Annotated in this window: 11 protein-coding genes; 4 read left to right on the top strand and 7 right to left on the bottom strand. The window is 67.3% G+C overall.

Annotated features, from left to right (window positions below; translation table 11 throughout):
* Positions 1–47 precede the first annotated feature (47 nt).
* Positions 48–626 (top strand): TetR/AcrR family transcriptional regulator, encoded by a 579-nt coding sequence (locus tag H977_RS0103155; protein ID WP_029106492.1) that lies wholly within the window; start codon positions 48–50, stop codon positions 624–626.
* A 19-nt stretch (positions 627–645) separates the two neighbouring features.
* Here the strand turns inward: H977_RS0103155 and H977_RS0103150 are convergent, their stop codons facing one another.
* The 3 genes from H977_RS0103150 to H977_RS0103140 are packed head-to-tail and all read right to left on the bottom strand — an operon-like array spanning position 646 to position 4,404.
* Positions 646–1,581, bottom strand: coding sequence for an aminoglycoside phosphotransferase family protein (locus H977_RS0103150; RefSeq protein ID WP_036474834.1), 936 nt, complete (start codon positions 1,579–1,581; stop codon positions 646–648).
* Positions 1,582–1,613: 32 nt separating this feature from the next.
* On the bottom strand, positions 1,614–3,317 hold the full coding sequence (locus tag H977_RS0103145) for an aldehyde dehydrogenase family protein (RefSeq protein ID WP_029106490.1): 1,704 nt from the start codon (positions 3,315–3,317) through the stop codon (positions 1,614–1,616).
* 1 nt (position 3,318) lies between these two features.
* Positions 3,319–4,404, bottom strand: coding sequence for an oxygenase MpaB family protein (locus H977_RS0103140; protein WP_029106489.1), 1,086 nt, complete (start codon positions 4,402–4,404; stop codon positions 3,319–3,321).
* Between the two features lie 90 nt (positions 4,405–4,494).
* On the opposite strand from H977_RS0103140, the gene H977_RS0103135 reads away from it, so the two are divergent.
* Positions 4,495–5,205: a TetR/AcrR family transcriptional regulator gene (locus tag H977_RS0103135; protein WP_051288583.1), complete on the top strand. Its 711-nt coding sequence runs from the start codon at positions 4,495–4,497 to the stop codon at positions 5,203–5,205.
* A gap of 40 nt (positions 5,206–5,245) precedes the next feature.
* On the opposite strand, the gene H977_RS0103130 is transcribed toward H977_RS0103135, so the two are convergent.
* The gene (locus H977_RS0103130; protein ID WP_155946473.1) at positions 5,246–6,703 is read right to left on the bottom strand and encodes a hypothetical protein; all 1,458 of its coding nucleotides are present in this window, start codon (positions 6,701–6,703) and stop codon (positions 5,246–5,248) included.
* Positions 6,704–6,839: 136 nt separating this feature from the next.
* On the opposite strand from H977_RS0103130, the gene H977_RS0103125 reads away from it, so the two are divergent.
* Positions 6,840–7,280, top strand: a complete 441-nt coding sequence (locus H977_RS0103125) for an SPW repeat protein (protein ID WP_029106486.1) — start codon at positions 6,840–6,842, stop codon at positions 7,278–7,280.
* Positions 7,281–7,427: 147 nt separating this feature from the next.
* Complete coding sequence (locus H977_RS0103120; RefSeq protein WP_029106485.1) at positions 7,428–10,037, top strand: LuxR C-terminal-related transcriptional regulator; 2,610 nt, start codon at positions 7,428–7,430, stop codon at positions 10,035–10,037.
* Here H977_RS0103120 and H977_RS0103115 read toward each other — a convergent pair.
* The 3 genes from H977_RS0103115 to H977_RS0103105 all read right to left on the bottom strand — a co-directional run bounded on the left by H977_RS0103115 (position 10,006) and on the right by H977_RS0103105 (position 13,870).
* A complete protein-coding gene (locus H977_RS0103115; protein WP_029106484.1) occupies positions 10,006–11,175 on the bottom strand; it encodes an ankyrin repeat domain-containing protein in 1,170 nt (389 codons plus the stop codon). The two genes, H977_RS0103120 and H977_RS0103115, sit on opposite strands and share 32 nt — an antisense overlap.
* 161 nt (positions 11,176–11,336) lie before the next feature.
* Positions 11,337–13,049, bottom strand: a complete 1,713-nt coding sequence (ilvD, locus tag H977_RS0103110) for a dihydroxy-acid dehydratase (RefSeq protein ID WP_029106483.1) — start codon at positions 13,047–13,049, stop codon at positions 11,337–11,339.
* A 50-nt stretch (positions 13,050–13,099) separates the two neighbouring features.
* A complete protein-coding gene (locus H977_RS0103105; RefSeq protein ID WP_029106482.1) occupies positions 13,100–13,870 on the bottom strand; it encodes a DUF2510 domain-containing protein in 771 nt (256 codons plus the stop codon).
* Positions 13,871–13,881: the final 11 nt, after the last annotated feature.

Raw genomic sequence — 13,881 nt, 5'->3', positions numbered from 1 at the left:
GATCTAGCCCGCGTCTGGGTACGCTCGGCGCGACGAAGGGACGGGGTGTGGCGAAGGCTGTTGCGCCGCGTGGCTTTGCGCGCGAGCGGGTGCTGGAAGCGGCGCTGAGCCTGTTCGCCGAGCACGGTGTGAACGGAACGTCGCTGCAGATGATCGCCGACCGCCTCGGCGTCAGCAAGGCCGCCGTCTACTACCAGTTCCATTCCAAGGACGACATCGCGCTGGCGGTGATCCAGCCGGTCTTCGACGACATGATCCGGTTGGTTCGCATCGCCGAGGCGATGTCCACGCCCGAGGCCCGGCGGGAGGCCGCCATCAGCGGCATGGTGGAGATGGCGGTGCGGCATCGCCGCGTCACCGCGGTGTTCCACGGAGATCCCGTCATCGACAGCCTGGTGCACAGCCGGCCCGAACTTCAGGACACCATCGAACGACTGACCGGGATCCTGCTTGGCCCCGAACCGGGAGCCGCCGATCGGATCTGCATGTCGGTGCTGGCCTCGGGTATCTACGGCAGCGCCACCGATCCCACCCTCAACGATGTCACCGACGAGGAGCTGCACCGCGTGTTGCTCGAGTGCGCACAGCGGTTGCTACGCGCGCCGATGCCCGTCCATCCCGGTTGAGGGCCGGCCGCACAATCTGTCAGCCGTCGGCAGTCAGGGGTGCCGCCAGTTCCTCGTGCAGCGCCTGCAACGCCTCGACGTCGTCTTCACTGCCGGTATGCGGACCGGTGAACCAGTCCACATATTCGGTGATCTCACTGAGCCGCCAATCAAGGGCGAACAACTCGACCATCAGCTGATCTGCGTTCAGTTGGCCGGCGCAACCCGCCGCCAGCAGATCGGAATAGTCCCGCTCACGCGGAGCCAGTCGAACGGTCTCCCAGTCGACGAATTTCAGGCTGCGGCCGTGCACCACCTGGTTGTCCTCATGTGGCTCACCATGGGTCGGCACCCAGGTGTGCCGCTGCGCGCGGGCGTGCTGCGTGAGGTCGTGATAGCGCCGCGTCCAGCGTTCGATGTCCGCGCCGTGTGCGACGAGCGCATTCCGGGCCTCCTCGCCGAACGGGCCCGAGAGCCACGGGCGGTCAGTGAGCATCCGAACCTTGTCGGCGAAGTCGATGCCGACCCGCGGCGCCCAATCCCGCAGCGGTGCCGGTGGTGTCATCGCGTGCAGCGCATCCAGGGCGGCCATGACCGTCGCGAGATGCGCGGGCGCTCGATACTCCGCTTCCGTGGGACTGTGGCCGTCCAGCCAGGGCGTCGCGCTGAGCATGCCGAAGCCGACGTCGACCGTGAATCGTCCGTGCCGGCCGCGCAACGGCGCACACACTACGTCCAGACGGGCCGCCTCGAGACATGCGGCCGTGGCGTACGCATCCTCCAAAGAACCTGTGGAGTGCCGCGTACCGAGCTCGTCGAGGGTGACAAAAATTGCGCACCGGGTTCCGATTGCGCGCCAGTGGTGAGCACCGCCCCCGACCGGCAGGTAGTCGACCCGCTCGACGTCCAGCGACCAGTGGTCGGCGACCGCGCGCCTGATCAGTTCATCGGTCACCGAAGGCGGGCGGGTACGCACGCCCACCGATCCTATTCGCCGAAGGCAGGTGCCTAACCCCGCAGCGCCGACGCGAAGATCGCGGGCAGCTTGCCCCATCCGGGATTGCCGGCGAAGTCCACCAGCAGGCGGCCCGTCGTCGCCGCGGTGCGGTTGTTGACGAACCACGGCGGCTTCGGCGACAACGACCACTCGCCACGGAACACCGAACGCGGCGCCGGGCGGAACGGACCGCGGACCACTGTGCGTTCCGGGCGATCGAGCAGAAAAGCGTTGTGCACCACGCCCGTTCCGCTCTGGATGTCATTGCGCTTGTGTCCGGGAAACGCTCCCCAGGTTGCGGTGGGCGTCAGGTAGCCGACGCCGGTCCAGGCGTTGATCGCGACGGTGCCGTAGCGCAGTTGCTCGACAAGGTGGTCGAACGTGTCGCCGAGGCCCGCCAACGTGTCCGGGTGGGCGATGATGTTGACGCCCAGAGTGCCGACGAACTCGTCGTTGGCGACCCGCACGGCCTCGCTGAAGAATCCTTCGCCGGAACTGTCGTCTTCTGTGTCGAGTTCGATCACGCCGAGCACCGGACCGAAGTACTCCGTGCACAACAGGGCTTTCCGGTCAGCCGGATCGACCACCAGGACCCGGGCACCCCTCGAGCCCAGGTGCTGCGCGTCCGGATACGACGTGTCCGCGGCGGCCACCCTGACGTCGGAGCCGGGGTAGTACGCTGCCCGCGCCGGGGCCTCGTTGACGGCCTTGCGGAGGGCGGCGATGAACTCGTCGCGTTGCGCCCAGCGCTTGGGCAGTACGACCACCTGCGCGGCCACGCAGTTGTAGCCGTTGTTGTGCAGTCGTTGTGTGGCAACGTGATTGGCCTGGAACTCGATGTCAGCCTTGCTCCAGGAGCCGGGCAGCACGATGGTTGGCGACACCCCGCCGAGCTCGGCGGTCATCTCCTTTTCCAGCACCGGCTCGTCAGCCGCCTTGCGTCGGGCACCTTCTTCCCCGGTGCCGAACACGATCGCGTCGTACGTCAGCGCGCTGCCGGTCATGTGCACGTGGTCGACGCGCTTGTGCCGCACCAGGTATGTGCCGGCCTCGGCTCCGCCGGTCAGGATGCGGACCGCGCCGATGGCGATGAATGGCGCCAGCACCTTGGTCAGGACAGGCAGCAGCGGATCTGTGATCGGATTGAGCTTGAGGGCCACCACGCGGTTGTTGGCGTACAGCTCATAGATGGTGTCGAGCGGCGCGATCGAGAAGATGTTGCCCGCGCCCAATACCGCGCCCACGCCATTGGTGCGGGACGGGTCGCGTTGGGCCAGCCCGGCCGACCGTATTGCCTCGGCCTTCTCGATACCGGGTTCCAGCCACACCTCGGCGCTGAACCCTGACAGCAGTAGCTGGTCGAAGGTGTTGAGCGGCAGGGCCTTTACCGTGGTCCGGCCACCGGGGGCGTAACCGAACTCGGCGCCGTCGAGTGGGCTGCGGCCCGATTCGAGCTTGGCCAGGCTCTCCGACAATGCGCCCAGTCCGGCAGCCAGCGAGTACGGGCCCGACATCCATTCCTCGCCCACCAGCGGCGAGGACGGATCGAGTTGTTTGATGCCGACGGCAGCGTCGACCCACTCGGCGGCGTGGCGCACGGTCAGCGCCCGCACCTCGTCGAGCAACCCGCGGCGGGCCGCCAATGAGAGGGAAGCCCAAGTCTTTTCGCCCTCGCCGAGTTCTTCGAGGGCCTCGTCGATCTGCGTTTCGGTCATATCAGCTCGCGCTCTTGTCGAATTGCACCAGTGCGTCGTGGTGGTTGTGGGCATAGGGTGTGGGACCGTCGCCCGCCTCCCGTTTGGCCACGATGGCAGCGTACTGCTCGAACGGAGTGGTCCGGTCCCATTTCACCCTGGCCTCGGCCGGGGTGTAGGTCACGGTGTTCTTGGCCGGGATGCCAAGCAGTGTCGGGCCGACGATCGCCGTGGTGTGCGGGGTGGTCAGGTCCAGGAATGCCAGTTCGAGACGCGGATTGGTGGCCATGGCCTTGAGGAGGGGGCGGACCACCGCTCGGGCCGCGACGTCGGCGAATCGGCGCTGCGGGATACCACCCAGCATCCGCATCCAGCGGGGCATGGTGGCGATGATCGCGGCCCGCATCGGGATGTTGAACAGCTTGCGCAGCCAGTGCGGCATCCGCTCCGGCAGGATGTGATAGCCCAGGTCGACCAGGTAATCCATCATCTTCTGCGCCACTTCCGAGCCTACGAGGTCGGGTCGGAAGCTCTCGAAGTACTCGCGAATGCCTTCGCGGGTGCGCGGGACATCGTCAGGGTTGATGGTCTGGAATTCCGCGGCCCGCGCGCACTCCTCCCAGTACTGGTTCTCCTCGGCCGGCGACAGCTTGCCGGGGCCGTACATCTCGTAGCTGTAGAGGATCGAGTGCCACGCGGTCAGATGGATCCACAACTGCGAGTGCGGATCATTGGCGTCGAAGGGACGCTTGGTGATCGGCTCGGTACCGATCGCCTTGGCGTGGATCTTGACCAGGATCTCGGAGGCATCCAGGACGGACTTGGCGTCGCCGAAGGCCACCAGCGCGAAGTACTGCATGGTCCTGTCGTAGCGCAGCCGGGTGCGGGCGTAGACCTGCCCGGTCGCGTCCACCGCGGCGGCCAGGAACGGGTCGAGGTGCTCGATGGTCACCGCCCGGGAGAAGCCGATCAGCAGCGAGGTGGGGTAGCTCCACACCTTCCAGGTGACGGAATCCGGGCCGAAGAAGCCGTAGTCCTCGACAGGCTCCGACGGTTCGGCGACGGCCGGCAGGCCCGCCGCTTTGCGAAGTGCGATCAGCGCGTCCATCTGCGTCTTTCCCTTCGGAATCTAGTGGTACGTGACGTACCAGTTGCCAAATGGTACGTCACGTACCATGTGATTGGCTAGGGTGTGTCTGTGGAGAGCGGCACTACCGGGAGATGGGCCGGGCAGCGGGAACGCCGGCGGGTCGAGTTCGTCGACGCCGCGCTGTCCGCGATCGCCGAACACGGTCCGCAGACCTCGACCGAGCAGATCGCCGCTCACGTCGGTGTCACCCGCACCAAGCTCTATCGGCACTTCGCCGGAGCCGCCGACCTACAGCGGGCGATCGCGCAGCGTGCCGCCGAAATGCTCAACACCGAACTCGCGCCGCTGTGGACACCGCACGGTTCGATGGCCCAGATCATCGAGGCCAGCGTCGGCGCTCACGTGCGGTTCCTCGTCGAGCACCGCAACCTCTACCGCTACCTGGCCCGCTGCTCACTGGGCGAGGACGCCTCGACGCCTGATGCCATCGCGGACATCAGGCTGACCATCGGTACCCAGCTCGGTGCGCTGTTCACGGTGTACCTCAACGCTTTTGGGGTGGAGACCGATCCGCAGCCGTTGGCCTTCGCCATCGTCGGGCTGGTCGAATCGACGACCGGCCGGTGGCTCGACCAGCCGGGCTCGACCGCGCAGGACCGATTGGTGGCCGACCTTGTCAGGTGGATCTGGCTGCTTGTCGACGACACGCTGCGCGAGGGCGGGGTGTACCTCGACAGCGCCGAGCCGCTGCCCACGCCCGACGAGATCGCCGCACAGGCGCAGACCTATCGCTTACCAGGCCGGATCGGCATCGCCTGAAGGTCGCGAGCGTAATGCTGCCGCGGACCGCCGTGACGCGTCACCAGCGGCAGACGTCGGCCCCCGAACCCGAGTCGACCGCGCGGAAGGCGAGCAGGTGGCGTTGCCACCACGGCAGTGGCGCAGCGAGGACGGGATCGTGCGTCGCATCGTCGACCACGTGCGGCGGTCCGTCGCGCTGGTAGGCGATACGGACGCCGGTCAGGCCGGCGTCGCGCCACAGCAGTACCGTCCGCCGTAGCTCCAGCCAGGGGATGCGGACCGGAGGGTCCTCGGACATCCAGCGGACTTGCCGCCGCAGAAAGGCCTTGTCACCCGCCGATGGCTCGGGCAACTCCAGCCCGACGATGGTGACGGTGTCGCGCTGGTAGCCCGCAAGCTCGACAACCGTGACGCCGGGCAGCAGGTGGTTGGTGTGGCCCTCCTCGGTATGCAGGTTGCTGAACATCGAGAAGTTCGCCACGGTCTTGAGCCCCAGATACGGCGTGGCCCCGTTGGCGAGCGCCAGGAGTGGCGCGATGAGCAGCACCAGGGGACGCAAGTGCCAGTCCGGGGCCCGGACGCCGGCCACCTGCGCCGAGCGGTAGCCGCGCAGCAGCGCGACCATGAACGGGAACACGGCGATGAACCAGGTGAGTACGAGCAGGGTGTGCCACGGCAGGCCGATCGGGCTGGCCGGCGACTCGGCCGAACTCGACACCACGCTCAGCAGCACATGGGCCGCGAAGCCCCCGAGCGCGGCCGATCGCAACGCGGTGGTTCGGGTCGCCGGGGTGGCGAACACCTCGGTCGGGACCAGCAGCACGTACACCGCGAAGACGACGGTGGCGAAGTCATAGAACGAGGCCAACGCCAGTATCGAATGGAAGGCCACACCGAGCAGCACGCCCCAGAAACGCAGCCGCGGCACCGCCAGCAACGCGAGAATGACGGCCTCGATCAACACCGCGGCAATGGCGACGACCTGGCCGAGAGTCGCGCCCGGCGCCACATCGGCAAAGCCGTTGAGCCAGATGAGCTGGCCGAACAGGTCGCTGCCGCAGGAGGTTTCCGGGGTGAAGTACGCGGTGTTCAGCTTGTCGAACACCGTGAACAGATAGACCACCAGCAACACGAGACCGACTGGGCTGCGCGCGGCATCCAGCCAGCGTTCGACAAAACTATCCGGCAGACCCCCGCGCTTCCGGACGGTCGATGCCCACAGTGCCGCGGAACCGAGTGCGACGGCGATCAGCAGGCTCAGCATCAGATGGTTCGACGCCGCAGGCAGGTTCAGCACCGCCACGGTGGCGCCTGCCGCCACGGCCAGAGCGGCCGCGGCCACCGAGCCGGGAAAAACCAGGGCGGGCAGGCCGGCGAGCAAGGCAGGCGCCACCGCAAGGGGCTGGCTGTCGGAGTAGTGGAAAACCAACGCCATCGCGAACAGTGTTGCGAACCAGCCGAGTTGCTGTCGTGCGCCGGTGGGATCATCCGTTCGGGCGTTGCTGCGCCACCGCATTGAGAAGACTGTACTTGCCTGCAGGCACGAACCGGCTTCGACCGCCGCCGTCGTGCCCGTCACGGCGTAATCTGAGAAGCGATGGATGGGGGCGGTGAGGCCCAAACGCCTTGCCGTGTAACGGAAAGGATGAGAAATGAGTACAGTCCATTCATCGATCGACCTACACCCGGACATCCTGGCCCTGCGGGCCGGCTATGACCGTGTCGCAGAGTCGATGGCTGCGCAGGTCACCTTCGGCCTGACATTGCTGACGGCGATGTACGTCGCGCTGTCACCATGGATCGTCGGCTTCGACGCCTTCAACAGGCTCACGGTCAACGACCTGATCGTCGGAGGGGCGATCGCGTTCCTGTCAATGTGTTTCAGCTTCGCGCTGGACCGCGCGCACGGCATGACCTGGACACTGCCGATCTTCGGTGTGTGGCTGATCATCTCGCCGTGGGTGTTTGTCAGTGGGCCGACCGCAGGCATGATCTGGTCGCACGTGATCAGCGGTGCGCTCGTGATGGTGCTGGGCTTCAACGCGATGTACTTCGGGATGCGGGTGCGCAATTCCGAAGCGCGGCACGCCTGACCGGTAGGCCGATCCGGTAAACCAGCCGTGCCCCGGCCCGGCTGGTGGGGAGATCTGCGTCAATCTGTGTCCCGTGGCCGGCTGAACGCCATATCCTGGGCAATCGCAGGACTCCGATGACGGCGATGGCGGGTACGAACTGCTCAGATGAAGCTGGCGGGGCGGGAAGAAGAACTGGCGGCGATCCGTCGCTCCCTTGGTGGGCCCGGAACCCACCACGGCGTGGTGATCGTCGGTAGTGCCGGCGTCGGCAAAACCCGGCTGGCCCGCGAGGCCCTCGGTCACGCGGCGGCGTCCGGGCACAGGACCAATTGGTTCGTCGGCACGGAATCCGCACGGGCCATCCCGCTCGGAGCATTCACCGGCTCGATCAGCCAGAGCATGTGCGACCCGCTTCCCGACGTGCGACGGGTCATCGATTCGTTCGTTGCCCAACAGCGGAAGGGCCGGGTCGTCATCGGCATGGACGACGCCCACCTTCTCGATCCGCTCTCGGCGCACGTCGTACACCAACTGGCGCAGACGCAGGGCGTGCGCATGGTCGTCACCGCACGTTCCGGCGGCCCCGAACCCGACGCGGTGACAGCCCTGTGGAAAGACGGCCTGCTCGAGCGGATCGACCTCGAGCCGCTGTCCGCCACCGCAGCCGCGACCCTCATCGAATCGGCCGCCGCCGGACCCGTCGACAGTCGCAGCACGCGACGGTTCTGGAAACTCACCGGAGGCAACGCGCTGTATCTGCTGCAGTTGGTGAAGGATCAGATCGCCGCCGGGCGGATGCACAAGTCCGCCGGAGTGTGGATGTGGGACGGCGATGTGGCCGTGTCCCAGAGCATCACCGACATGGTCGGGCGGCGTCTGGGCGAACTCGATCCCGGCATGGCGCTGGTGCTCGACACTCTCTCGCAGTGCGAGCCACTGAGCGTCGACGTCCTGGGCGATCTCGTCGACCACGCCGACCTGGAGGCGGCCGAGCAGATGCACCTGGTCACGGTCGAACGCGCCGGCCGCGGCCTGGTGGCCACCCTCGCGCATCCGTTGTACGGCGAATTACGCAGGGCGACAGCCGGTGAGATGCACCTGTCGAGTATCCGCGGAAAGCTGGCGCGGCGGCTGGCGTGCGAGCCCGACGGAGACATGCGTGCGACCGTCCGCCGGGCGCTGCTGGCCCTGAACTCCGACCTCCCACCCGATCCAGAGCTGTATCTGACGGCGGCGCGGTGCGCGGCTGTCCTGCTCGATCCTCACGCGGCCGACCGATTCGCCTGCGCCGCCGCCGAATGCGGTGCGCCCGATGCGGCTCCGATGCGGGCGATGACGCTCGTCCTGCTGAGCCGGGGTGACGAAGCCGAGGCGATCCTGCGTGACATCAGCACCGACGGTAGACCGGACGGACACCATTGGGCCACGGTGCGGGCGGCCAACCTGACCTGGATGCTCGGCCGACCCCGCGATGCTCGCGCGATTCTGGAAAAGCTTTCCGAGACAGCAGAATCCGATGGTCAGCGCATGGAGCGCCTGGCGGTCGAGTCCTGCGTCGATGCCGTGCTCGGCCATTGCGTGCGTGCAGAGGAAAACGCCAGGACTGCATTGGATTACGACGGGCTGCCCGACATCCACGCCATGATGGCCTCGATCGCGCTGGTGATGGCACTCGGTGCCCTCGGCCACGTTGACGACATCGACAGCGTCGCCGAGCAGGCAATCGAGCGGGCCACCACATCGTTCGAATCGTCTCCCATGCGGTTCTGGTTCGGCGCGGTCCACGGCAGGGCCTGCCGGCTGGCGGGACGTATCGACGAAGTGACTGCGATGGCGGCCCGGCTGGACGAGTCGGCGCGCGATGTTCCCGGTATCGCGTATGCCAACCTCGCCTACCTGCTCGGTCATGCCGAGTTGGCCCGAGCCGATCTGACCGGCGCGGTCAAGCACCTGCACGAGGCCTACGCCGGGGTCGAAACACATGACATAACAACAGGTTTGCGGGTTGCCAGCTGTTTCTCTCTGGCCGAGGCGCATGCCAAGCTCGGCCATGCCGCCGCAGCCCAGGAAGCTCTGGCCCGCGCGGGCGAGCGGGTGCCCGAGGATTACGTCTTCGTACACACCGCGATGTCTCTGGCCACAGGTTGGACACTGGCCGCAGGCGGGGCGCTGACCGATGCCGTGGCCGTCGTGCGTGCAGCCGGCCGTGACGCCGCCCGGCGGGAACAACCGACGCATGAACTGGCGTGCCTGCAGGCCGCCGTGCAATGGGGCGACACCGCCGGGTCTGCGCGCGTACGGGAACTCGCCGGCATGCTGAAACTGCCCCTGGCTGACATCGTCGCCCGCCACACTCAAGCTTTGGCCGCCGACGACGGGGCCGGCCTGCTGAAGGTCGGCGAGGAATACCGGGCGATGGGTGACCGGGCCACCGCCGCCGATGCCACGGCGCAGGCCGCGGTCGCGTTCGGGCGCCAGGGTCAGGCCAAGCGCAGTGCCTACGCGGCCGCCATCGCGCAGGCGATCGCCGCCGAATGCGGTGGGTTGTGCACTCCGGCACTGCGTAACCCGGCTGGTCAGCCGCTGACCAGCAGGCAGCGGGAGATCGTCGAACTCGTCACCGCCGGGTTGACCAACAAGCAGATCGCCGACCGGTTGGTGATGTCGGTGCGCAGCGTGGAAGGCCACCTGTACCGGGCCTGCCAGCGCGTCGGCGCCAGCACCCGCGAGGAGCTGGCGGCCATCATCCGTCGCGGTCCGACCGGGTCGGCATGACGTGCCGGCGCAGCAGTTCCGCGGCCTCGGCCTGGTAGGCGTGCTCGGCCCAGGCCAGGGGAGTCGTGCCGAAGCGGCGATCCGTGACGGTGGCGTCGGCCCCTGCGTCGAGGAGGCGGCGGATCAGCTCGAGGTCGCCGGTCCAGGCGGCGTGGTGCAGCGGGGTCGCACCTTCGTCGTCGAGGACGTTCGGGTCGTCAGGGAACGCGGGGGCGACCACTTCCACTCCGGATACATCGATGCCGTGCCGGGCAAGCAGGTCGAGCCGCGCGGTGAACCCGTGCTGGGCAGCCCAATCCACCTGGCGCCGCCACATCTCGTCCCGGGATTCCATTGCCTCGCCGAGGCGCAGTTCCCACGGGCTCGCCCCGGCTTCGGCCAGTCCGTGCGCGAACAGCAGCTCGAGGTGTGAATCGTCGGGTCGAAACATCCGGTTGTACAGGGTCTGCTGATCGACCGGATGCGCGCCCCGTTTCAACAGCAACGTGGCGAGTTCGGGGGCGAACGGATGTCGGGGCTGGCGCCGCGGCCCCTGTTCTCCCTCGCCGAACACCCCCGTCAGCACCGTGAAGGGCGTCGACAGTCCGCACCACAGGTATCCCGAGTTGGGGTCGGCGCCCGCGTCGAGCAGCTGCGTGGCGGACATCAGCACATCATTGGCATTGCAGCCCAACGGAACCCGCGAATAGGTGAGGTACATCAGCGGTACCCAGCCGAACGGTCCGCCGGTGGTATCGGCCAGCGCCGGCCGGCTCGTCAGATGACGGGCCAATGCCACCGGATCGGCGGCCGATGCGGCGGCCCAGATGTGTCGGTCGACGAGGTCGGGCTCGGCGGCCAGCAGGGCCGCGGCTGCGTCTCTGCGCGGTGGTGCGTCGGACTCGTTGTAGTGCAACGATGCCCACGAGCAAAACCGGTCAGCGGAATCCAGGACATCGTCGTTCAGCGCACCTGGATCGATGCTGAGCTGGGCAGCGTCGCGCAGGTAGTGCACCAGCCTGGGCCAGCTGCTGAAACCGTAGTTGCGGGCAACGGTGAACTGAGCTTCGTGCAGCGGGATGCGATTCGCACGTTGCAGCCTGCGAGCTTCCACACGCAGCCGGTCCAGCGAAGGATTATTGGGCAGACAACTGGCCATGACGGCCTCCTCTCACAAGCCCGCGTCCGCGAATCGGGCCGAGAAGAGGTCGGTCACAAGGGAACTCGACATGCAGGGAGGCTGAGCCCCTTCGAGCGGACGTCGGGCGGCCTGCGCGCCCGACGCCACTCTAGCGTCCATGAGGGTGCTGGGGGAGTCCCTCAGGTGCAGACTGCGCCGACGGCGGCGGACTGGACCAGCTTGGTGTACTTGGCGAGCACACCCTTGGTGTAGACGGGCGGCAGCGGCTCGAAACCGACCTTGCGAGCTTCGAGCTCGGCCTCGTCGACGAGGAGGTCCAGCGTTCCGTTCGCCACATCGAGGCGGATCCGGTCACCGTCCTTGACGAAGGCGATGGGACCGCCGTCCACTGCTTCCGGGGCGATGTGCCCGACGCACAGGCCCGTCGTCCCGCCGGAGAACCGGCCGTCGGTCATCAGCAGCACGTCCTTGCCCAGCCCGGCACCCTTGATGGCGCCGGTGATGGCCAGCATCTCGCGCATGCCCGGGCCACCCTTGGGGCCCTCGTAGCGGATGACCACGACGTCACCGTGGGTGATGGTGCCGTCCTCCAGAGCGTCCAGCGCTGCCCGCTCGCGCTCGAAAACCCGTGCGGTGCCCTCGAACACGTCGGAGTCGAAGCCCGCGGACTTCACCACGGCACCCTCCGGGGCGAGCGAGCCGTGCAGGATCGTGATGCCGCCGGTCGGGTGGATCGGGTTGTTCATCGCCCGCAATACCTTGCCGTCGGGGTCCGGCGGCGCGATGTGGGCCAGGTTCTCGGCCATGGTCTCACCGGTGACGGTCAGGCAATCACCGTGCAGCAGACCGGCATCCAGCAATGCCCGCATGACCACCGGCACGCCGCCGATCTCGTCGACGTCCTTCATCACGTGGCGGCCAAAGGGTTTGACGTCGGCAAGGTGCGGCACCTTGTTGCCCACGCGGGTGAAATCGGCCAGCGTCAGCTCGACTTCGGCCTCACGGGCGATCGCCAGCAGGTGCAGCACGGCGTTGGTGGACCCGCCGAACGCCATCACGACGGCGATGGCGTTTTCGAAGGCTTCCTTGGTGAGGATGTCCCGTGCGGTGATGCCACGGCGCAGCAGTTCGACGACGGCCTCACCCGACTTGCGGGCGTATTCGCCGCGGCGCTTGTCGATGGCCACGGGTGAGGCGCTGCCGGGCAGTGACAGCCCGAGTGCCTCGGCGGCGCTGGCCATGGTGTTGGCCGTGTACATACCGCCACACGCACCCTCGCCCGGACAGATCGCCCGTTCGATGATGTCGACGTCCTCGCGCGACATCAGCCCGCGCGCACACGCCCCGACCGCCTCGAAGGCGTCGATGATCGTGACTTCCTTCTCGGTGCCGTCGGTCAGCTTGGCGACGCCCGGCATGATCGAGCCGTTGTAGAAGAACACGCTCGCGAGATCCAGGCGCGCGGCCGCCATCAGCATGCCGGGGATGGACTTGTCACAGCCCGCCAGCAGCACGGTGCCGTCCAGGCGTTCGGCCTGCACCACGGTCTCGACGCTGTCGGCGATCACCTCGCGGGACACCAGCGAGAAGTGCATGCCTTCATGGCCCATCGAGATGCCGTCGGACACCGAGATGGTCCCGAACTCCAGCGGGTAGCCGCCGGCCTCGTGCACGCCCGCCTTGACGTCCTGGGCGAGCCGCTGCAGCGACATGTTGCACGGCGTGATCTCGTTCCACGACGATCCGACGCCGATCTGCGGTTTCACCCAGTCGTCATCGCCCATCCCTACCGCGCGGAGCATCCCCCGGGCTGCGGTTTTCTCCAGGCCATCGGTGACGTCGCGGCTGCGGGGTTTGATATCGACCGACTTATCGGCGGGCGTTGTGCTCATCGTTCAAGTATGCGCAGTGCGTCTAATCGGATTTAGTCAAGGTCCCTCTGTCAGCCGCGGCCCGTGAACACCGACTGCAGGTAGGGCACCAGTTGGGCGTTCGGATGATCGGCGGTCATCACCAGTCGGTCTTTCTTCCGCCCGGTGGGCGGGATGAGAACGACCATGCCGTTGTCCACGACGATCTGGGTGTCGGCCCATGGAAAAAACCAGTTCTTGTGCGGATAGTGCAGCCCGCTCGCGTCGACTGCATAGATGTTGCCCATGCTGACCCGTTCGCCGGCCCGCATGCGGCTGACGATGGTCTCCCGCAACCGCGGCTCGAGATGTTGGCGGCACAGTGCGACGAGGCCCTGCCAATGCGCTCTGTCCTGTTCGCGGCCGGTGAACTTGAGAAGAATCTGATTGGGGCCCGGAATGCGGGTGCGCTGGCCTCGGCCGACGGAAAAGATCAGGTCGCTGCCGATGTCCTGCGGCTTGCCCACCTTGATCCCCAGCATGAAGTAGTCCTGATAGAAGAGGTTGGTGATGGAGTATCCGTACCACTCGGCCTCCGCCCACCGCAGCGTCGTCGAGTTGCAGGTGACGCTGTCGGCGTCGGCGCGGATCTCCTCGTTCAGCAGGCTCTTGCGGCGGTAGACGGCCCCGGGGCCACCGGGCTGCTGATAAGCCGCGGGTTGGGCAGACTGCGGTGGTGGGGTCGGTGCGGCCGGCGGCAAGGGCCGGACCATCGAGGTCCAGCGGTTCCCGTCCCACCATCGCACCATGGTCGGGTCCGCTGGGTCGGCATACCACCCCTGCGCAGGTGTGTACGGCTGCATGTGATCCCCCT

Origin of the sequence: Mycobacterium sp. URHD0025 (genome assembly GCF_000426065.1) — a bacterium.
In the GTDB taxonomy this organism is placed as follows: domain Bacteria; phylum Actinomycetota; class Actinomycetes; order Mycobacteriales; family Mycobacteriaceae; genus Mycobacterium.
The sequence above is the reverse complement of the archived record's forward strand: the minus strand, read 5'-3'. Positions and strand labels throughout refer to the sequence as shown.

Bases quoted from the DNA above. Each gene is read 5' to 3' on its own strand.
- H977_RS0103145 (WP_029106490.1), bottom strand. From the start codon at position 3,317: ATGACCGAAACGCAGATCGACGAGGCCCTCGAAGAACTCGGCGAGGGC.
- H977_RS0103140 (WP_029106489.1), bottom strand. From the start codon at position 4,404: ATGGACGCGCTGATCGCACTTCGCAAAGCGGCGGGCCTGCCGGCCGTC.
- H977_RS0103130 (WP_155946473.1), bottom strand. From the start codon at position 6,703: ATGCGGTGGCGCAGCAACGCCCGAACGGATGATCCCACCGGCGCACGA.
- H977_RS0103125 (WP_029106486.1), top strand. From the start codon at position 6,840: ATGAGTACAGTCCATTCATCGATCGACCTACACCCGGACATCCTGGCC.
- H977_RS0103120 (WP_029106485.1), top strand. From the start codon at position 7,428: ATGAAGCTGGCGGGGCGGGAAGAAGAACTGGCGGCGATCCGTCGCTCC.
- H977_RS0103115 (WP_029106484.1), bottom strand. From the start codon at position 11,175: ATGGCCAGTTGTCTGCCCAATAATCCTTCGCTGGACCGGCTGCGTGTG.
- ilvD (WP_029106483.1), bottom strand. From the start codon at position 13,049: ATGAGCACAACGCCCGCCGATAAGTCGGTCGATATCAAACCCCGCAGC.
- H977_RS0103105 (WP_029106482.1), bottom strand. From the start codon at position 13,870: ATGCAGCCGTACACACCTGCGCAGGGGTGGTATGCCGACCCAGCGGAC.